Below are 21,662 nucleotides of genomic sequence, written 5' to 3'. Positions count from 1 at the left end.
GGCTGTTGTAAATTTAAATAGTCTAAACCTTTGAAATTAGCTGAAGAGATTTTTTATCTCTTTAGCTTTTTTCTTTTTGCATTAAAAAAAGGTATAAAGTACTCGAAATTTTTTCAAATTTCTAATACAATATATCTATGTCAAACCTAATTAGTAATAACATGTATTTTAATTTAATTCAACCCAAAATTTTTAAGCTTTTACAATACCAAATTTCTAATGATGACTCCGTAAGAAAATTTAGTACCATTTTTGAGGATATGGATTTTACTAAACTTTTGTAAGTAAAATTAAGGTGCATCCTGTTAAAATGTTTGCTATCATTCTTTATGGGTGTTCTAGAGTAATATATTCTACTAGAGATATTGAACTCACGTGTCATGAAAATATCAAATTTCGATTTCTTTTACAGAATTCTAAAATCCCTGATTACTTCACTATTTCAAGATTTTTAATTAAAATTAGTGATTTACTCGCTGATTTGTTTAAATAATTTTTGAGATGGAGAATATTTTATATATCGATAGAACTAAAATTGAAGCATATTCAAACAGATATTTTTTTGTTTGGAGAGATCCTATTGAAAAATATAGCTCAAGATTAGATAAAAAAATAGAACTTTTAATCGAAAATTTTAATAATGATTTTAATAAAAATTATAAAAATTTCTTAGAAATTTGTTCTTACTTATCTAATCTTAATATTAAATCTTTAAAAGGAAGAGGACATAGAAAGTCTAAAGAACAGAAATGTTTTGAGAAATGTATGGATTATTTAGAAAAATATCAATAATATTTAAATCATTTTATTAATTTTCGAGGAAGAAATAGTTACTCTAAAATTGCGTGCTAAAAGAAGTGTTTTCAAGAAAAATAGGAATATTTTGTATGGGTTATAATTTTTAATATTAATTTCAATTTTCCAGATTTAAAGTACTAAAAAATTTTTCTCTTTTTAAATTGATTCTATATTATATAAGAATTATCTTTTTAAATTAATTTTAATTTTATTTATGATATTATAATAGTATAAATTTATAATGGTATAAAAAAACTTTATTTTAAAATTAAAGGAAAATGTAATATACTTATTAAATAATTAAGTAAATTAAAATTTGGGAGGAAAATAGTGAAAAATCAGTATGAAATTTTAAAAAATGAAATAAAAGCTTTTCATAAAGAAGGGTATAGGTTTTTGAATAAAGAGATTTCGGTAGGAGATTTTAAAAAAATATCTGGTGGAATGGGAGTTTATGCTCAGAGAGGAGGAGAGAAGTTTATGATAAGACTTCGTACTAATTCTGGATTACTTCCTCTTAATCAATTAAAGTTAATAGATTCTTTTTTAGAAAACTTTAATATAGAGAAATTACATTTAACAACAAGACAAGCTATACAACTACACGATTTATCAATAGATGATGTTTGTGATATTATGGAAAAAGCTCTTGATAATGGGCTTTATACTCGTGGTGGAGGTGGAAACTTTCCAAGAAACGTAAGTCTTTCTCCTATGTCTGGAGTAGAAAAAAATGAAGCTTTTGATGTTACAGAATTTGCTAATGCAATCAGTAAATACTTAATGGAAAGAATAACTACATATCATTTACCTAGAAAATTAAAAATTTCAATGTCATCTAGCTCAACTGATGGTGGAAACTCTACTATAAATGACTTAGGATTTATAGCTAAAGTTGAGAATGGAGAAGTTTATTTTGATATGTACATAGCTGGTGGATTGGGAAATAATCCAGAAATCTCTATTCCATATGGAAAAAAAGTAAAGCCTGAGGAGATACTTTATTATGTAGAAGCTATGGTAAATTTATTTATGGCTGAGGGAGATTATAATAATAAAGCTAAGGCTAGAACTAGATACATTCCAAAAAGAATGGGAAGAGAGGAGTTTTTAGTTGCTTTTGATAAACACTTAGAAAAAGTTAAAAATTCAAAAGATTTAACTTTAAATTTAAAAGCAATTATTTCTGAAACTCAAGAAACTTATACTCATTCTCTAGCTGAAACACCATCACTTTTACATCAAAGACAAGATGGATTATATACTCTAATAATACACCCAGTAAATGGACAACTTTATCATCAAGATTTTAAAAACTTAGTAGAGTTTTTAGAAAATAATAAGAATGCTGAAGCTAGATTAAGTATGAACGAAGATATCTATGTAAGAGATCTTACTGAAGAGCAAGTAAAAGAACTAAGTGAGATAGTAAAAAATTACAATGGAGAAACAAAAATTAGACAAAGTGTAAGTTGTATTGGAGTTCCTACTTGTCAATTGGGTGTAGAGCAAAGCCAAACTTTACTAAAAAATATCTTGAGTTATCTATCTGAAAACAATATAAAAGAAGATAAATTACCAAGTATAAATATTTCTGGTTGTCATAACTCTTGTGGAAGACATCAAGCTTCTGATTTAGGATTTGTTGGTGGTAAGAAAAAAGTTGGTGATGCTCTAGAAGATGTATTTGACTTGTATGTAGATGGAATTGTAAAAGAGGGAAAAACAACGTTAGGAGAAAAAATTGGAACTATAATTATGAGAGATATTCCTAAATTTATTTTAAAATTAGGAATAGAACTTGAAGAAAAGAAATTAGAGTACAAAGAGTTTATAAAAGATAAGCAAAGATTTCAAAAGATAGTAGAGGAATTTCTTTGTTAAAATAAAGTGACTTCTCAAGTATTTTTAATTTAAAAAACAAAGAAATAAAAAATCTATAATAAGTTAATTTTGAAACTTCAATAGCTTTCTATGATTATACATAGAAAGCTATTTTTGCTAAAAAGGGAAAGAAAATTATAATTAAGTAATAAAAAACTTTTTTTGAGTTAATGAGATTATAAACTTTATTTTGATTAACTTTTATTAAAATTTTATATTCAAACTAGTATTGAGTTATAAAATTTAAAATTTTTTTTGCTTAAGTGCAATTATACAACCTATTAGTATAAGAATAATAGCAAAACTTTGAAATAAAAAAATTTTTTCATTTAAAAGAAAATAGCTAACTATAGCGGTAGTAGGAGGAATAAGTAATTTTAAAATATTTAAAATTATTACACCTTGCTTTTGAATTATAAAAAATGATATAAACATGCCTACAAATATGGAGTAAATTCCTGTAAGTAAAACTATAATTATCTTATTAGGTGGAGCAGTAATCAACTCATTAATATTTCCAGAAAATATTGAAAAAGTAAAAAAAAGAATGCTTGTTAAAATTGAAGAGCAGCTACTGATAACAATTGAATGAAGGTATTTAGTAATATCTTTGACGATAAGATTTTGTATAGCTTGAATTATAATTGTTCCTATTAAAAAAATAATTCCCAATAAAAAGTCGGAATTAGAGGAAATTTTGTAAGTTCCTGTGAAAACAAAGATAAAAGATCCTATTAAGGCTAAAATACTACCAAAAATGAAATGTAATTCTTTCAATTTCTTTTTTTCATCTAAATATAGTATACCAGCTACAATTGTAGAAAATGGTATGCTCAAGATTCCAAATATACTTCCAGCTAAAGCTGAAGTTTTATTTAATCCAGCTATGAAACAATACATATTTCCGGCTGTTAAGAAAGCGATTATTATTAATTTTAAAAATAGTTGAAGATTGTCTTTTAGCTTGATAATTTCGTGTCTAAACTTTATAGTGGCAACTAATAGGAGAAGAGTTCCACCAGAAAGAAACATAATTGCATTAGTATTAATCGGATTAAAAATATCGCTAATGTAACGAATAAGTGGATATCCAAACCCCATAAATAAAATATAAATTAAAGCTAATAATTGATGTTCTTTAGTATACTTCATCTTTTCTCCCTTGTATTAAGTATAAAATATGTTATAATTATATTATAATAGTATTTTAGCATAAAAATTATATTTTTTATATGATATAGAAAAATTTTTGAATTTTAATTTTAGGAAATAAGGAAATGGAAAATAAAATCTGAGGAGAAAATTTATGAATATAGAAATTAGAATTTTATTATTGCTTGTTTTGATTGGGATAGGAGTATTTCTTTCTATCAGTGAGATATCTCTAGCATCTGCTAGAAAATTGAAGTTACAAGTTATGGTAGATGAGGGAAATAAAAATGCTAAAAAAGTTATGCAAGTTCAAGATACATCTGGAAATTTTTTTACAGCTGTTCAAATAGGAACAAATACTGTTTCAATTTTAGCTGGAATAATTGGAGAAAATATAGCTAAGCCATATGTAGAAAGCATTATAGTTAATTTTTTTCCAATTCTTTCTCCAAAATCAAATTTTATAGGTGGAATAGTATCCTTTATAATTATAACAGCTTTATTTATAGAATTTGCAGATTTGGTTCCAAGAAGACTGGCTATGGTAGCTCCAGAGAAGATATCTACAGTAATAGTAACTCCTATGTGCATGTTAATAAGGGTAGTTAAACCATTGATATGGGTATTTAATGGAATAGCAAACTTTATATTTGAACTTTTTAAAATACCACTTGTTAGAGATGAAAGAATAACTTATGATGATATATTTGCTATGGTAGATGCTGGAGCAGAAGCAGGAGTAGTACAGAAAAAAGAACACTCACTTATAGAAAATATTTTTGAATTGGAGTCAAGATGGGTATCCTCTATAATGACAACTAGAGATAGTATAGTATATTTAACTATAAATGAAAAAGAGGAGAGCATAAAGGATAAAATAGCTAATAACCCTCACTCAAAATTTTTAGTTTGTGAAAATGATATAGATTCAATTTTGGGATATGTGAGCTCTAAGGATATTCTACCTAAAATATTAAATGGAGAAGTAGAGGGATTAAAAAATATTAAAGGTATTTATAATAAAAATCTTTTAGTAATTCCAAATACTTTGACTTTGTCAGAAGCCTTAGATAGATTTAATGAAGCAAGAGATGACTTTGCTATAATTTTAAATGAATATGGATTAGTGGTGGGACTGATTACTTTAAATGACGTAGTCAATACTCTTATGGGAGATATAGTACATCAAAACTTTGATGAACAGATAATAGCAAGAGGAGAGGGTTCTTGGCTTATAGATGGAGCTACTTCAGTAGAGGATGTGAAAAAAGTTTTAGATGATATAGAAAAATTCCCTGAAGAAGATACATATGAAACTATTGCAGGATTTATGATGTATATGCTAAAAAGTATACCTAAAAAATCTGCAGTTGTAGATTTTGAAAATTATACTTTTGAAGTGGTAGATGTGGATAAATTTAAAATAGACCAACTTCTAGTTACTAGAAAGAATAGTAATGAAAATGATATTAAATAATTTAGGAGATGATTTATGAATGAAGTTGGCAAAGGAATGGAGAGAGAATAGGAAAAATTTTGTTGATATTATAAAAATAGCTTTACCAGCTATTGCTGACTTATTTGCACAAACATTATTAGGTTTTTTTGATATGATTATGGTTGGAAAGCTTGGAGCAGTAGCTATAACCTCTGTTGGAGTAGGAAATGCTCCATTAAATGCTGTAACTCCTATTTTTTTTGCTGTAAGTACAGGTACTACTGCTCTAGTAAGTCGTGCCTATGGTTCTAGAGATAGAAAAGAGGGGAAAAATGCCTTAGCTCAAAGTTTGATACTCTCTATTCCAATCTCTTTGGGAATCACTTTACTTCTTTTTATATTTAGAGAGAAAACATTGGAGTTAGTAGGAAGAGCAGATGATATGAAGCTAGTTATGACAAATCAATACTATTCAACAGTTCTATTGGGTATGCCATTTCTATGTTTTAATGTGGTATTCTTTGCTGCTTATAGATCGATATCTAAAGCTAATATACCAATGATAGCTAATATCTTAAGTATTTTTTCTAATATTTTATTTAACTATCTATTTATTTTTGTATTTGATTGGGGAGTTATGGGAGCTGGAATTGCTACCACTATTTCTCGTGGAATGATAACTTGTATTTTTATATATACTACATTTTTTACAAGAAGATTTTGGATATCTATCCCTTTACAAAAATTAAAAGTTTTTGATAAGAAGATGTCTATAAGAGTTTTAAAAATTGGAATACCAGCTGCTATTGAACAAGGGGTATTTAGAATTGGTATGTTGATATTTGAGATGATGGTGATATCATTAGGAACAATGGCATATACAGCTCATAAGATAGCTCTTACAGCTGAGTCATTTTCGTATAATATGGGATTTGGATTTGCTGTAGCTGGGACAGCTTTAGTAGGACAACAGTTAGGAAAAGATTCTACTAAAGCTGCTCATAGAGATGCGTTAGCAACTACAGCTTTAGCTATATTTGTTATGTCAATATTTGGATTGATATTTTTTATTTTGCCAGGAACTATTATCTATATGTTTACTGATGATATAGAAATAAAAAAAATGGCAACTATAGCTCTTAGACTTGTTTCTATTTGTCAACCTTTCCAAGCTGTATCGATGGTTCTTAGTGGTTGTCTAAGAGGAGCTGGAGATACAAAAGCTGTACTTTGGATAACTACAATAGGTATGTATGTAATAAGAATACCACTTACATATTTTTTCCTATATAAGATAGATACAGGACTTTCTGGAGCTTGGATAGTTATGACAATAGACTTGGCTTTTAGGAGTATGGCTTGTTATAGAGTATTCAAAAAAGGAAAATGGAGCTATGTAAGTGTATAGGAGAGATGTATGGGTATAAATTTTAGATATATAGATTATGGAGTAAAATTCATAGATATTTATTCAAGAAAAGATGAAAAGGAAAGAGAAAAGCTCTATATATTTTCAGATAACAGAATGAAGGATATCTTTTCTAAAAAAATGTCAGAAAAGCTCTTTGAGGAGTCAGCAACTCTTATAACTATGGAAGAGTTCAAGGATAGAATTTTTTATACAGATAAGATTATTTTAAAAGAGGCTAAGAGAATCTTAGCCTTTTTCAAGTGTATATCACAAAATATAAAAGATGAGCTTGGAATAGTTACTTACTATGATGTGATAGATATAGCTAACAATTTTTTTGCTTATTATAGAGAGCTATTGGTAAATGAGGTGGAAGAATTAAGTGAATATCCCCATTGGCAAAAAAAATATTTAGGATATTTTTCAGAGATAAAAAAATTCTTTGATAAATTGTGTGAGGAGTACAACTATCTTCCAAGTGATTGGTTAGAAAGAAGAGAAAATTATAGAGATATATGGTTAGAGAACTTTAGTAAGATAATATTTGTAGATATGGTGGAGTTTCCTAAAATATATGTAGAGCTTATAAAAGAGTTGAGTAGTAAAAAAGAGATAGAGATAGCTATACAGATGAAAAAGGGAGATTTTAATGAGAAAGAGTTTAAAATAAATAGAGTAAGTATTCCAGAGAAAATAAAAAATATAGAGGTATATCAATTTAAAGATGAGTTAGAGGAGGCTTTATCACTGATTTATCTAAAAAAAATAGAAAAATATGAGATATACTCTCCAGCTCCTGAAAGAAATATTTTCTCAAAAATCTTTCCTAGTTATTTTGTTCCATCACAAAATTTTACAATGAATGATACAAAACTATACAAATTTTTAAATATTCAGTTAGATATAATATCAAGTGAAGAGGAAAAGTTAGGAAGAGTCTATCAAATCTCTAAGTTTCTTTCTGCTTTTGAAGAGAGAATATTTAAAGATTATTATAATATAAGTGAAGTGGAGTTTAATCTTTTAAATAGTTGTGCTATGGAAGGGTATAAGTATATCTCAAGAAAAATCTTACAAGAGGAGTGGTTTGAAAAAAATATGCCACTGGACTTTTTAGACAAATTAAATGAGATTATCTTTGATATAGAGAGTATTACCTATATTTCCAATACCAATGAGCTATATATCTATTTTAAAGAGCATATAAAGATGGAAAGATTTATTGAGGAGAATCTGGATAATACAGATATTTTTGATAAATTTTTTGAAATATTTGGGATAATAAAAAGTAATGAGGTAATGAAAATTCACTCTAATTTCAATGAGTATTTTGGAGATAAGATGGGAATAGCTCTCTATAGACTTCTTATCCAATATATGAAGGATTTAACAATAAAGAGTAATATAAAATATGGACAAGATATCGTTCTTATAAAGGGAATGGACTTTGTAAGATATAGTGAGGAATATAAGGATATCAACTATTTTTTAGATATAACAGATGAGTATCTACCTAAAAATTTAAATGATAATCTAATTTTGACAGAGAAGCAGAGAAAAGAACTAGGTATTACCACCAAAGAGGAGAAAAGAGAGATAGAAAGATATAGATTTTTTCAAGCTATATTTAGTGAAAAAGATTGTGTAATCTTTACTAAGAAAGATGAAGAGAAAGGTGTAGAGATATCTCCATTTTTAGAGGAGATAATATTGAAATACTCCCTACCTCTTTTAAAAACTCCTGTACAAAATAGAAATAGTATCAATATGCTAAAAAAATCTCTAGTAGGGGTGGAGTTGGGATATTCTCAAAGTAGTGATGAAAGATACATAAAAGATTCTGAAGATTTCAAAGAGGGAAAACTTCAAATAGGAGCCTATGACTATGATAATCTTATAAAATGTCCACTTAGTTTTTATTTCTCCAATATAGAGGGATTAACTCATACTCTGAAATATGAGGATAAAGATATCAGTAGTAGAGTCTTAGGAATAATAGTACATAAAGTCTTAGAAGAGTATGTAAACTCCATTTGGAAAAAAGTTTTACAAGATGGAATAGGAGAGGTAGAGTATTCTGAAGTGGAAGAAAGAATGAAAAAAGCTTTTAAAAAGGAGAGAGCTAAGATACCTCTACATATGGACAACTATTGTGAAGAGATAATGATACCTATAATAAGCAGAAATATAGTGAGATTTTTTAAAGATTTAAAAGCAAACTATGAGGGGATAGCTATTAAAAGATTTCAAAGTGAGAAGAGTTCCTATGAAAATACTCCATTTTATTCTGGAGATATAGATGTATATCTGAGAGGAAGAGCGGACTTGGTAATAGAGAGTGAGATAGGTAACGAGATAATAGATTATAAGACGGGAAATAAGCAAGATGGACAGTTAGATTACTATACAATAATACTGTATGGAGAGTCTGGACAAGCTAAGAAATTGGTATTTAATGCTTGGAAAGGAAAGATAGAGAGAGAAGATAAGGTAGTTCTTACAAGGGAAAAATTAGAGGAAAATATAAAAAATTTTGTAGACTCTCAAGAATATATGAGGGCAGAGAAGAAAACACCTTGTACAACCTGTGAGTATTATAATATCTGTGGAAGAGGTAGAGAGTAATGGGAAAAAAATTGATATTGAAGGCAAGTGCTGGGACAGGAAAGACATATAGATTATCTCTTGAATATATAGCCTCTCTTATGGAGGGAATAGATTTTAAAGATATTTTAGTAATGACATTTACAAAAAAAGCCACTGCAGAGATTAAAGAGAGAATTTTAAAATTTTTAAAAGAGATTTGTGAAAGTGAAGAGAAAAGAGTTGAGATAGAGAAAAATCTTCAAAATATATATGGAGATGGTTTTTCTTTTGAGATATCTAAAATAAAAAAGATTTATAAAAATATTGTTGAGAATAAAGATAAATTAAAAATCTACACAATAGACTCATTTACTAATACCATCTTTAAAAAAGCAATAGCTCCATACCTGAAAATATACTCATATGAGATAGTAGATGAAGAGGAGAATAGGAAAATCCTTATTAGAACATTTGAAAAACTTTTTGAAAATAGAGAGGACTTCAATCTTTTTAAAAGTTTTTTAGAGGATAATAGCGAAAAAGATATGGATAGGTATGTGGAGCTTATTAGAAATATTATAAATCAAAGATGGAAGATGATTCTCTTAGGAAAAAACTTAGAAAAGAAAGAACCTCTTGATTATAAACCAGCTCTTCCAATACTAGAAAAGCAGGAGGAGATTTTAAAAGAGATAGCTGGGATAAAAGGAAAGCCCTTTGATGATTTGGTAAAAAAAGATTATAGGGGATATTTTTTTTCAAAGGATAAGGGAGAGTATTTAAAGGAAAATTATAATATTTTTCTTAAGGATAAATTTTGGAGTGGAGTGAAGGTAAAATCTAAAAAAGGGGATATAGACTCTCAACTTGAGGATTTAAACTATCTATATGTGGAGTTTAAAGATAATCTTGGAAGAGAGATGTACAATAGACTTGTAATTCCATATGAGGAGAAACTTTTCCAAACCATTGAGAAAATCTATGCTATCTATGATGAGATAAAATTTAGAGAGAAGAGATTTACTCATACAGATATAAGTAACTATACCTTTAAATATTTAGAGGAAAAAGAGCTTGGATTTATAGATGAAAATGGACTTACTGAGGAATTTTTTGAGATTATAGATGGTAGGCTTAGAAGTGTATTTATAGATGAGTTCCAAGATACAAGTATTTTACAGTGGAGAATACTAAAAAATATCTTAGATAAAAGTGAGAATATCATCTGTGTAGGAGATGAGAAGCAGAGTATCTATGGTTGGAGAGGAGGAGAGAAAAAACTTTTTGAAAATCTTGCTCAGATAATAGATGGAGAAGAGGAAGAGTTAGATACCTGCTTTAGAAGTAAAAAAAATATAGTAGAGTATACAAATGAAGTCTTTAGGGATATAGCTGATAAAAGTGTAGATGTATATCCTCCTAATTGTGATTGGAAATTTAATAGTGTAGGGTATAGAGAGAGTGAAGAGTCAGGTTTTGTAAAACTTCTTACTGGAGAAGAGGAGAGAGAGGCTCTTGAAGTTATGGTAGATGAGATAGAGAAAAACTTCTCAACTAATTACAGTGGTATAGGAATTTTGGCTAGAACTAAAAAAACTTTAGAGAGAATAGCTTTTTCATTGGGAGAGAGAGGAATACCATATACTTTAGAGTCTGATACAAGTATAGTAGAGAGCAGAGGAATAGGTGGAATCTATGCTCTTATCTCTTGGCTTGTAAAAAAAGATTTTTTATCACTACTAGATTTTTTACGTTCAGATTTAGTAAATATCTCAGCTCCAACTTTAAAAGAGATAATTAAAAAGAGAGATGAGGTAGAGAGTTATTTGTACAGTGATGGCTCTATTGATATAGAAGAGGATATTTTTTCTACTTTAAAAGATATCTACATAAATTATACTAATCACTGTGGAGAAACAGAGTTTTTAACCTATGAGATGTTACTTAGAATAGGGATTGGAAATAGATTTCAAAATGATGAAGATACTTTAAATATCTTTGGATTTTATAAATTGCTTAAGGAGTATAGATATTTTAATGATTTTCTGATTGAGTATGCGGAGAATAATCAAAAAGAGAAGTTTAAAAAGATATCAGCTGGAAGTAGTAATACAATCTCTCTTATGACAATTCATAAATCTAAAGGATTAGAGTTTGATACACTGTTTTATTTTATTCCTAGTAAACCAAGAAACAGTGGAGATAAGGGAATGGAGTTTTACTTTGAGATGGATAAAAACTATTCCCAAGTAAAATCCTATCTGATAACAGATAATAAATTTAATAATATCTTGGAAAGTGTAGAAGAGATAGATTATCTAGAGGAAAAGAGATTGAAATGGGAGCACGAGGAGATAAATAATCTATATGTTGCTCTTACTCGTCCTAAAAATAATATTTTTGTAGTGGTAGAAAAGATAGAGGATATAGAAAATTCTAATTTCTCAACTTTATTAAAAAATAGAGATAGAGGAGAGATAATTTTAAACAAGGTAGAAAAAGAAGATAATTTAAAGGGAATAGAGTATGATGTGAAACTCTCTACTCCAATAGTTACTCACAAGAGTGATAAAGAGGAAAATCAAAGAGAGGGAATAAATAAGATATATTCTCATACTCTTCAGATAGAGGGAAAAAGAGTAAGAGGAATAATTATACACTATTTCTTAGAAAATATTTTACATTGGGAAGAAAAAGAGATAGAGCTATCTAAAAAACTTACCTATGCTAAATATATCTCTGTAGTTGGGGAAAAAGAGATGAATGAGTTACTTTCTAAAGAGAATATAGAGTATATTTATGAGAGATGTAGAAATATTTTTGATACCAATTGGGATTTTATATATAGAGAGTATCCAACATATCTTAAAATAGATGGAGAGAATAGAAGTTTTAGAATAGATAGATTGATGATAAAACTACCAACAGAGAAAGAAAAAGGTATTATCTATATAGCTGATTATAAAACAGGTAAGTATGATGAGGAGCAGTTAGAAAATTATAAGTTGTCAATGATAGAGAGAGTAAAAAGAAATGAAAGAGATATAGAGGAGTTTGAAATAATTACTGAGTATATAGAGTTATATGTATGAGAGATAGAAAGAGATATAAATTAAAAATTAAATTTTTATATATAGAGATATAAAATAATGAATTTTGATGATTTGATTATAGTGAAAGGTGATATTTAATGAAAGAGTTAGATTTAAAAAAAGTAATTTTTGAAGTAGAAAGAATGTGTGTTGAGGCGAACTATTTTTTAAATGATAATATATTACAAAAAATAAAAATAGCTTATAATAATGAAGAGTCAGAAGTAGGAAAAAATATACTAGGTCAAATTATAGAAAATGATGAGATTGCTATGAATGAGCAAGTTCCTATGTGTCAAGATACAGGAATAGTAGTAGTATTTTTAGAGATTGGTACAGAGGTAAAAATTAATGGAGATATATATGAAGCTGTAAATGAAGGGGTAAGAAGAGGATATGAAAAAGGGTATCTTAGAAAATCTGTTGTAAGACACCCATTAGATAGAGTTAATACTAAGGATAACTCTCCAGCTATAATTCATACAAAACTAGTGCCAAATTCAGATAAAGTAAAAATAATAGTTGCTCCTAAAGGTGGAGGTTCTGAAAATATGAGTGCTTTAAAAATGTTAAAGCCATCTGATGGAGTAGAGGGAATAAAAAAATTAGTAGTAGAAACTATAAAAAATGCTGGTGGAAACCCTTGCCCTCCAATAATTGTAGGAGTTGGAATAGGTGGAAACTTTGAAAAGGCAGCTATATTAGCAAAAGAAGCTGTACTTAGAGATATAAATGATGTAACTCCAGACCCAATAGCAAGAAATTTAGAGGCTGAGTTATTAGAATTAATTAATAAAACAGGAGTAGGACCTTTAGGATTAGGAGGGCTAACTACTGCTCTTGCTGTAAAAGTTAATACTTATCCTTGCCATATAGCTGCTCTTCCAGTTGCTATTAATATCAATTGCCACGCAGCTAGACATAAAGAAGTAGAGTTATAGGAAAGATTGAGGAGGAAAAATTATGGAATACCATTTAACAACACCTTTAAAAGATGAAGATATAGCAAAATTAAAAGCAGGAGATACAGTAAAAATAACTGGAGTAATATACACAGCTAGAGATGCTGCTCATGCTAGACTTGTAAAATTATTAGAAGAGGGAAAAGAGTTGCCTATTGATGTAAAAGGACAAGTTATATACTATGTAGGACCAACACCAGCTAAACCAGGAAAACCAATAGGAAGTGCTGGACCAACAACAAGTTATAGAATGGACGCCTATGCTCCTGATTTAATAAAAGTAGGATTAAAAGGGATGATAGGAAAAGGAGCAAGATCTAAAGAAGTTAAAGATGCTATGATTTCTGAAAAGGCAGTTTATTTTGCCGCAGTAGGAGGAGCAGCTGCTTTTATAGCTAAATCAATAAAAAAAGCTGAGCTAATTACTTATGAGGACTTAGGAGCAGAAGCTTTAAGAAGACTTGAGGTAGAAAATTTCCCAGCAATAGTTATCAATGATATCTATGGAGGAGATTTATATCAAGAGGGACAAGCTAAGTGGAATAGATTAGACAAATAAAAATTAAAACACAAGAATAAATAGGGGTTGTTACAAATTCTTAAATTGAAATTAAAAAATAGAAATATTTAACAATATAAAAGGAAAAAAGTTTACTTCCAATCGCTAGTGTTTACGCAATGCTCATTACAGTAAATTTTTTCCTTTTTCTTTACTTTTCCTATGTCACAATTTCAATTTAAGAAATTTACTAGGAGATAGGATAACATTCAAGAATGACGAAGATTGAGGAGAATAAATAGAGCAAGTTAGCGAAATCGAACGCTAAAAAACACAACTGTTTGAGTGAAACGAGTTTTCCAATAGTAGAGGAGTTTTAACGACTACTACTATTGAGACACAGAAATTTATTTTCTGTGTTACATTAAGAAAACACTGAAAGTTTTGCTTTTTGTGTCTCAAAATTCTTAAAGAGCTAGAACTCTTAGAATTTTGGAAGCCTACTTGCTCTTTATTCTTTGAAAGAAAGTTATTTTTGTATTTTTAATAAGAGAAGTTTCTATTCAATTAAATTTTTCAATTTCATTTACTTAAAATTTACAACGTGATATAATGTGGTATGGGATAAAAATTTAATGGAGGGAGCTAGATGAGTAATTATATTTTGACTGTTGATAATTTTTGTTTATCACATAAAAATAGGAGTATTTTAGAAAATTTATCTTTTTATGTAAAAAAGGGGGATTATCTAGCTGTTGGAGGAGTTCCAGGTTCTGGAAAAAGTACCCTTATTAGAAGTATATTAGGGCTTGTAAATAATGGGATAAGTGGAAATATAGAGTATTATAATATAAAAAAAACAGAGATTAGTTATATACCACAAAATTTGATGCAGCAAAAAGAAAACTTTTTAGGTACAATAAGAGAAGTAGTAGCTGTATCTTTACTTTCTAAAAAAAGAGGAAGAGCTTTTACTGAAGAGGATTGGGAAAAGGTAGATAATCTTTTAAGAAGATTAAAACTTTTTGATATAAAGGATAATAAAATAAATAAATTAACTAAAGGTCAACAACTTAAAGCAAGTTTGGCAAAACATCTGATAACAGAGCCAAAACTTCTTTTTATAGATAGTCCTAATTCAACTTTAGATATGAAAAATAAATTAGATTTTTATCAAACAATAAAGATGTTATGTGATGAGGATAAATTGACAGTAATATTTATAACTCACAATATAAAAGAGATTTGCCAATATGCTAACAAGCTACTTTTTCTAAAGAAAAAAGATAGAACATATTATTTTGGAGATGCTCAAGAGTTTATTAAGGATAAGGAGTAGAGATGTTTAAAAAGAATTTACTAATATTATTTGTTTTACTAAGTCTAAATATTTTTGCTGACTCTATAAGAGTAATAGTACCAGATGGATTACCAGCTCTTTCAATAGTGAATATGGTGTCAACTACTAAAGAGATAGATGGAAAAAAGATAGATTATAAGGTAGAAAAGCTATCTGATGCTCTCGTAGTGGATATGTTAAAAAGAGAGGGAGATATAGCTGTTGTTCCATCTAATTTTTCAGCTCAACTGTATAATAAAAATTTAGATTATAAAATACTTGGAACAGTTGGTTGGGGTTCTTTTTATGTAGTAAGTAGAGATAATATAAAATCTTTAGAGGAGTTAAAAGGAAAAGAGGTTTATACTTTTGGAAAAGGGCTTACTCCAGATATAATATTTCAAAGTATTTTAGATAAAAAGGGAATAGATAAAAAAGATATAAAAATAAATTATCTTTCTAATGGGAATGAAGTAGCTTCTTTATACTTAGGAAAAAAGGTGGATACTATTGTTATTCCAGAGCCAATGTTGAGTAAAGTATTATCTAAAAGTTTATCTTCTAATATTGTAGTCAATTTAAATGATGAGTGGAAAAATATTATTGAATCAGACTTAGGTTATCCTCAATCTACTCTTGTTGTAAAAGAGGAAGTTTATAATACAAATCCTAAATTAGTAGAAGAGTTCATATCTAAATTGACAGAGAGTATATCATTGATTTATAAAAATCAAGATAAAACTACTGAGAATATAAAGTTAAATAATTTAGAAATAGATACAAGTATTTTGGATAAAGTTTTGACTAGAGCTAATATTTCTTATACTCCAGTAGTGGACTGTCAAGAGGAGTATCATAAGTATTTTGAGATTTTAGAAAGTGTAAATAAAAAAGTAATTGGAGGAAGGTTACCAGATGAAGAGATTTATGCAAAATAGTCCTAAATTTCTTTCGATGTTCTTCTTCTTTATAATTTGGGAGGGAGTTGCCTTATATATAGACAACTCTCTTCTTTTTCCAAGAGTAAGTGAAATTTTTCTCTCATTGAAAAATTTAGTGACAAGTGGAGATTTTACCTTAATATTGTGGAATACACTGAGTAGATTTTTCATTTCTATTGTCTTCTCTTTAATATTAGCTATAATTTTCTCTGTGGCTTCATATAGATATGAGGTAATAAGTTTTCTTTTATTTCCATTTATAATTTTTCTAAGAGCTGTTCCAACTATTGCTATAATTATAGTAGTGCTTATATGGAGTAGTGTAGAAAAAGTTCCTATTGTTGTAGGAATGTTAATTTTATTTCCAATACTATATGAGAGTATTTTAGGTGGTATAAAAAATGTAGATAAAAATCTATTGAAGATGTCAAAGGTTTTTAAGGTGCCTACTAAAAAAGTTGTAAGAGATATTTATATTCCAAGTATATATTACTCTATATCTTCAAATATTCCATCATATATGGGGCTTACTTTTAAAGTGATAATAGCTGGAGAGGTTCTTTCTCAAGAGAGTTTATCAATAGGAGGAGAGATATTTATCAATAAGATTTACTTGGAAAGTTCAAATATCTTTGCTTGGATTATAGTAGTTATAGTTTTAAATTATTTTTTAGAAAAGGGATTAAAGACTATAAATAGTAGAGTGTGTAGGTGGGAAAAATGAGAGTAGAAAATTTAAAAAAAAGCTATGGAGAGAGAAAGGTTTTAGATGGAATCTCCTTTGAAGGAGAAGAGGGCAAGATAACAGTAATACTTGGAGAATCAGGGTGTGGAAAATCTACACTACTGGGAATACTCTCTAAAAATATAGATGATTACTCTGGAGAGATTAATTTTGATAGAGATACTAATTCAGGAATATCCTATATATTTCAAGAGGATACTCTTATCCCTTGGAAAACAGTATATGAAAATATAGAGTATGTACTTAAAGATAAAATATCAAAGGATAATATAAGAGAGCATATAGAAAAATATCTGAAAATGGTAAATCTTTTAGATTATAGAGATGAATATCCACAACATCTAAGTGGTGGAATGAAAAGAAGAGTGGGAATAGCAAGAGCCTTTGCTTATCCCTGTGATTATCTTTTTATGGATGAGCCCTTTGAATTTTTAGATATAAAAACAAAACAAGAGATAATTGAATATTTTAAAATATTACAAGAGAAAGAGAAAAAAACAGTGCTATTTATAACTCACGATATAGAGTCAGCTTTAAAAATAGGAGATAAGATTATAATATTTTCATCAAAGCCTACAAAAGTAAAAAAGGTTTTTGAAAATATGTCTGATAATGTGTTAGAAGATGAAATTAGAAAAATATTCTTGTAAAAAAATATAAATAGATATATAATAATAAAGAATTGAAGCAGCTATAAAAGGAGAATTTAATGATAAAAATAGGAAAAAGACAAAAATTGGTTATAAATAATTTTGCCAGTATTGGAGCTTATCTTGATGCTGAAACTGGAGATAGTAAAGATAATATCCTACTTCCTAATAATGAACTAGAGGATAGAGAATTAAAAGAGGGGGATGAAGTAGAAGTTCTTGTATATATGGACTCTGAAGATAGACCAGTGGCAACTTTTAGAAAGACAGAGGCATTAGTAGGGACATTAGCTAAATTAGAGGTTACTGATATACATCCTACACTTGGGGCATTTATGGATTGGGGACTAAAAAAAGAGTTACTACTTCCAAAAAGACAGCAAGAAACTGATGTGGAAATTGGTAAAAAATACTTAGTAGGTATATATGAGGATAGTAAGGGAAGACTTTCTGCTACAATGAAAATATATAAATTCTTACTTCCAAGTACATCTATGAAAAAAAATGATATAGTATCAGGAACTGTGTATAGAATAAATGATGAGATAGGTGTCTTTGTAGCTGTTGAGGATAGATATTTTGGGCTTATTCCTAAAAATGAATATTTTAAAAATTATAAAATAGGTGATGAGATAGCAGCTAGAGTAATTAGAGTGAGAGAAGATGGAAAGCTTGATTTATCGCCAAGAGAGTTAGCTTACTTACAGCTTGATAAAGATGCAGAGTTAATATTAGAAAAGATGAGGATTTTAAAGGATAGTTTTAGATTTAATGATAAAACTAATCCAGAACAGATAGTAAATTATTTTAATATGAGTAAAAAAGCTTTTAAAAGAGCTATTGGAAATCTTTTAAAACAAGGTAAGATAGAAAAAACAGAAGATGGGTATTTTAAGCTAGTTAGTAAAAAGTAGATTGTAAAAAACATTCAAGGAGAGATTTTATGGTAAATTTAATTATTTATATTATCTTAGTAGCCGGTATGTGGAAAATGTTTGAAAAGGCAGGAATAGATGGTTGGAAAGCAATAATCCCTATTTATAATATTTATTTAGAAACTGTATATATAGCAAAGAAAGAGTGGTGGTATGTAATTCTTTATCTTATACCAATAGTTAATATTTTTGCTATAATAAAACTTCATCTGGAAATAGCTAAAAATTTTAGAGTTTCATCTCCTCTTGCTTTTTCATTGGGATTAACTCTTTTACCATTTATATTTTATCCAATATTAGGTTTTAGTGAATATAAATTTATTAATAGTAATCTTATAGAAAAATGAAATTTTTAATTTATAAAATTAAGAAGTCTTATTGGAAATCAGTAATTCTTTTTTTGATTTAAAAGTAAGACTTTTTTATTTATGAAATAAAATTAATTAAGACTGAATAATTAGATATCTTGACAGGGTGAAAGAATTAAGTTAGAATATTCTAAGTAAAAGTAGATTGAATAAATTTTAATGAGGTGATTTTATGGAATTAAAAAACAACCTAAAAGAAATTTTAAAATTTAATAAAGAGTTTGTTGAAGGTAGAGAGTATGAAAAATATAATACTACAAAATATCCAGATAAAAAAATTGCAATACTTTCTTGCATGGATACAAGACTTACAGAATTATTACCCAAGGCCTTAAATTTGAAAAATGGAGATGCTAAAATTATAAAAAATGCTGGTGGGACAATAATTCATCCATTTGGAAGTGCTATGAGAAGTCTACTTATATGTGTGTATGAGTTTGATATCGAAGAAATATTTATAGTAGGTCATTATGATTGTGGTGTTAGTAGTATGGATACGGATAAAGTGATTAAGAAAATGATAGAGAAAGGAATAAACATACAGACTCTTGATACTCTTTCTCGTGCTGGAATAAAAGTAAAAAAATGGTTACATGGATTTGATTGTGTTGAAGAATCAGTAAAGGAAAGTGTAGCAAAAGTAAAAAATCATCCACTTATGCCAGAAAATATTGCGATACATGGATTAATAATGGATCCATTAACTGGGAGATTAGATGTCGAAATCAATGGATTTGATTATATATAATTAAGGGGTAACTAATGGTGCAACTTTTTTTGAAAGGAATTATAATAGGAATTGCTAATATCATGCCTGGAGTTTCTGGAGGAACATTAGCAGTAATAATGGGAGTATATGATAAACTTACAGAGGCAATAGGAAATTTTCTTACTGTTCCTGTTAAGAAAAAAATAGAGTACATAAAATTTTTGTTACAAATAGGAAGTGGAGCAGCTATTGGAATAATTTTATTTGCAAGAGTAATAGAATTTTGTTTTACTAATTACCCAAGGGCTACTGCTGGAGGATTTAGTTTACTGATTCTTCCGTCTATTCCATATATTATAAAAGGAGAAAATAAAAAAGACAAAAAGAATATTTTCTTCTTCTGTTTAGGTGCTTTGTTTACTTTAGGATTTGTATATGCTGATTATAAATTTGGAAAAGATAGTGGAGTAACGGAATTGGCTACAGTAGTCACTACAAGTTATACTTTAAAACTTTTTGCTTGTGGTGGACTTGCTGCAGGAGCTATGATTATTCCAGGAATATCTGGTTCACTTTTACTTCTTATGTTGGGAGAATATTATAATATTTTAGGATTTATCAATAAATTCTTCTCGAATCTTATAAATATTACAGGTTATTCTTCAATAAGTGAGATAATCACAAATTTATATATACTACCTTTGACAGCTTTTGGATTGGGAGTATTGATAGGCCTTGTTCTAATAGCTAAGCTTATAAATATACTTCTCCAAAAATATAGAAGTGTAACACTGTTTTTTATAACTGGGATAATAGTTGTATCAATTTTACAAATTTGGTTAAATCTATATAAATAAAGGAGAAAAGATGAGATATTTTCTAGTAGTAGTAGTTTTAATTTTTGTAACAGCTTGTACATCTACTGGAACAGCTAGCTGGTATGGAAAAGGTTTTGCTGGGAAATTAACAGCAAGTGGTTATGTTTATGATCCTAATCAGTTGACTTGTGCTTCTAATGAGTATCCTTTTGGAACTGTATTAAAAGTAACTAATAAAGAAAATGAAAAATCTGTACTTGTTGTAGTTACAGATAGAGGTGGATTTGAAAAATATGGGAGAAAGATAGATTTAAGTAGAGTTGCTTTTAATAAGATAGCTTCTACTGGTCATGGGCTTATTGATGTAAAGGTAGAAAAAGTAAGTGATAAAAATACTTTTAAATATAAGCATGGAAGTCCTAGATTTACCTCTTCAGAGTATAAAAAATATATCAAGGGAATTTAATAAAAATTCAAGAATAACGAAGAGTGAAAAGAAAAAAGTTATTCTTGAATTTTTTATTTACTAAATTAAGGAGGAAGAAATGAAACTTTTAATTACAGGTGCTACTGGAGGAATGGGAGAGGAGATTATAAAAATCTTTAGAAAAAATAGTTATGAAGTTATTGCTTTAGGTAGAGATAGAAAGATATTAAAAAGATTGGAGGAAAATTATCAAGTTAAATCCTATTCTATAAATATAAAAGATGAAGTGGAGATAGATAAATTTTTAGAAGATATAAAAGATGAAAAGATAGATGTAGTTATAAATGGAGCTGGGATAGGAGAGATAGATTATTTTGAAAATATGGAGTATGATAAAATAAAAAAGCTTATAGAGATAAATAGTGTTGCTCTAACTAAAATTACTCATCATTTTTATAAAAAAATGGTAGAGAGGGGCAGTGGAAAAATAATAAATATCTCATCTACTGCAGGTTTTCAAGAGGGAGGTCCTCTTATGAGTATATATTATGGAACAAAGGCTTATGTAAACTCTCTCACTCTGTCTCTTTATGAAGAGGGAAGAGAAAAAGGTGTAGAGATATATCTTTTAACTCCTGGTCCGACTAAAACAAAATTTAAAGGAATGGACAGGGAACTGTCAAAATTTGAAAAAATCTATGTAACTACTCCAGAAGAGGTGGCAGTAGAATTATGGAAGGGAGTAGAGAGAAAAAAGAAGATTATAATTCCAGGAAAAATTAATAAAATTTTATATTTTATTGACAAATTTATTCCATTAAAAGTAAAATTAAAGTCAATAAAAAAAATTCAAGAAAAAAAGATAAAAAAATAGTTTTATTTTTTGAAAAAAATGGTATAATGTTTTT

At 28.1% G+C, this 21,662-nt stretch carries 20 protein-coding genes; 19 read left to right on the top strand and 1 reads right to left on the bottom strand.

Annotated elements, in window-relative coordinates; all coding sequences use genetic code 11:
- The first annotated feature begins 310 nt into the window (after positions 1-310).
- From DYA59_RS09670 to DYA59_RS04550, 3 genes are all read left to right on the top strand, one after another.
- Entirely contained in the window at positions 311-493 is a 183-nt protein-coding gene (locus DYA59_RS09670; RefSeq protein WP_115269821.1) for a transposase, read from the top strand.
- An 8-nt stretch (positions 494-501) separates the two neighbouring features.
- Positions 502-792: a hypothetical protein gene (locus DYA59_RS04555; RefSeq protein WP_115269819.1), complete on the top strand. Its 291-nt coding sequence runs from the start codon at positions 502-504 to the stop codon at positions 790-792.
- Between the two features lie 336 nt (positions 793-1,128).
- Positions 1,129-2,682, top strand: a complete 1,554-nt coding sequence (locus DYA59_RS04550; RefSeq protein WP_115269817.1) for a nitrite/sulfite reductase — start codon at positions 1,129-1,131, stop codon at positions 2,680-2,682.
- Between the two features lie 243 nt (positions 2,683-2,925).
- Here the strand turns inward: DYA59_RS04550 and DYA59_RS04545 are convergent, their stop codons facing one another.
- On the bottom strand, positions 2,926-3,834 hold the full coding sequence (locus DYA59_RS04545; protein WP_115269815.1) for a DMT family transporter: 909 nt from the start codon (positions 3,832-3,834) through the stop codon (positions 2,926-2,928).
- A 154-nt stretch (positions 3,835-3,988) separates the two neighbouring features.
- On the opposite strand from DYA59_RS04545, the gene DYA59_RS04540 reads away from it, so the two are divergent.
- The 16 genes from DYA59_RS04540 to DYA59_RS04465 all read left to right on the top strand — a co-directional run bounded on the left by DYA59_RS04540 (position 3,989) and on the right by DYA59_RS04465 (position 21,628).
- Positions 3,989-5,311, top strand: a complete 1,323-nt coding sequence (locus DYA59_RS04540) for a hemolysin family protein (protein WP_115269813.1) — start codon at positions 3,989-3,991, stop codon at positions 5,309-5,311.
- 19 nt (positions 5,312-5,330) lie between these two features.
- Positions 5,331-6,680 (top strand): MATE family efflux transporter, encoded by a 1,350-nt coding sequence (locus DYA59_RS04535; RefSeq protein WP_115269811.1) that lies wholly within the window; start codon positions 5,331-5,333, stop codon positions 6,678-6,680.
- 9 nt (positions 6,681-6,689) lie between these two features.
- Complete coding sequence (locus DYA59_RS04530) at positions 6,690-9,308, top strand: PD-(D/E)XK nuclease family protein (RefSeq protein WP_115269809.1); 2,619 nt, start codon at positions 6,690-6,692, stop codon at positions 9,306-9,308.
- Positions 9,308-12,361 carry a UvrD-helicase domain-containing protein gene (locus tag DYA59_RS04525; RefSeq protein ID WP_115269807.1) on the top strand — a complete coding sequence of 1,018 codons (3,054 nt, stop codon included), beginning with the start codon at positions 9,308-9,310 and terminating at the stop codon, positions 12,359-12,361. Before DYA59_RS04530 ends, DYA59_RS04525 begins: the two co-directional genes overlap by 1 nt.
- 98 nt (positions 12,362-12,459) lie before the next feature.
- Positions 12,460-13,302, top strand: a complete 843-nt coding sequence (locus DYA59_RS04520) for a fumarate hydratase (protein ID WP_115269805.1) — start codon at positions 12,460-12,462, stop codon at positions 13,300-13,302.
- Between the two features lie 22 nt (positions 13,303-13,324).
- Complete coding sequence (locus DYA59_RS04515) at positions 13,325-13,882, top strand: Fe-S-containing hydro-lyase (RefSeq protein WP_115269803.1); 558 nt, start codon at positions 13,325-13,327, stop codon at positions 13,880-13,882.
- 589 nt (positions 13,883-14,471) lie between these two features.
- Complete coding sequence (locus DYA59_RS04510; RefSeq protein ID WP_115269801.1) at positions 14,472-15,161, top strand: metal ABC transporter ATP-binding protein; 690 nt, start codon at positions 14,472-14,474, stop codon at positions 15,159-15,161.
- A gap of 2 nt (positions 15,162-15,163) precedes the next feature.
- Positions 15,164-16,099: an ABC transporter substrate-binding protein gene (locus DYA59_RS04505; protein ID WP_115269799.1), complete on the top strand. Its 936-nt coding sequence runs from the start codon at positions 15,164-15,166 to the stop codon at positions 16,097-16,099.
- On the top strand, positions 16,077-16,826 hold the full coding sequence (locus DYA59_RS04500; RefSeq protein WP_115269797.1) for an ABC transporter permease: 750 nt from the start codon (positions 16,077-16,079) through the stop codon (positions 16,824-16,826). Before DYA59_RS04505 ends, DYA59_RS04500 begins: the two co-directional genes overlap by 23 nt.
- A complete protein-coding gene (locus DYA59_RS04495) occupies positions 16,823-17,497 on the top strand; it encodes an ABC transporter ATP-binding protein (RefSeq protein ID WP_115269795.1) in 675 nt (224 codons plus the stop codon). Before DYA59_RS04500 ends, DYA59_RS04495 begins: the two co-directional genes overlap by 4 nt.
- A 59-nt stretch (positions 17,498-17,556) precedes the next feature.
- Positions 17,557-18,411 (top strand): CvfB family protein, encoded by an 855-nt coding sequence (locus DYA59_RS04490; protein WP_115269793.1) that lies wholly within the window; start codon positions 17,557-17,559, stop codon positions 18,409-18,411.
- A 29-nt stretch (positions 18,412-18,440) separates the two neighbouring features.
- On the top strand, positions 18,441-18,779 hold the full coding sequence (locus DYA59_RS04485; protein WP_115269791.1) for a DUF5684 domain-containing protein: 339 nt from the start codon (positions 18,441-18,443) through the stop codon (positions 18,777-18,779).
- A 193-nt stretch (positions 18,780-18,972) separates the two neighbouring features.
- Complete coding sequence (locus tag DYA59_RS04480; RefSeq protein WP_115269789.1) at positions 18,973-19,548, top strand: beta-class carbonic anhydrase; 576 nt, start codon at positions 18,973-18,975, stop codon at positions 19,546-19,548.
- Positions 19,549-19,562: 14 nt separating this feature from the next.
- Positions 19,563-20,366: a DUF368 domain-containing protein gene (locus DYA59_RS04475; RefSeq protein ID WP_115269787.1), complete on the top strand. Its 804-nt coding sequence runs from the start codon at positions 19,563-19,565 to the stop codon at positions 20,364-20,366.
- Positions 20,367-20,376: 10 nt separating this feature from the next.
- Positions 20,377-20,793, top strand: a complete 417-nt coding sequence (locus DYA59_RS04470) for a septal ring lytic transglycosylase RlpA family protein (RefSeq protein WP_115269785.1) — start codon at positions 20,377-20,379, stop codon at positions 20,791-20,793.
- 79 nt (positions 20,794-20,872) lie between these two features.
- A complete protein-coding gene (locus tag DYA59_RS04465) occupies positions 20,873-21,628 on the top strand; it encodes an SDR family NAD(P)-dependent oxidoreductase (RefSeq protein ID WP_115269783.1) in 756 nt (251 codons plus the stop codon).
- Positions 21,629-21,662: the final 34 nt, after the last annotated feature.

This window comes from Fusobacterium necrogenes, from assembly GCF_900450765.1.
GTDB lineage: Bacteria > Fusobacteriota > Fusobacteriia > Fusobacteriales > Fusobacteriaceae > Fusobacterium_A > Fusobacterium_A necrogenes.
Note: the sequence above shows the minus strand (reverse complement) of the source record. Positions and strands in the feature narration are given on the sequence as shown.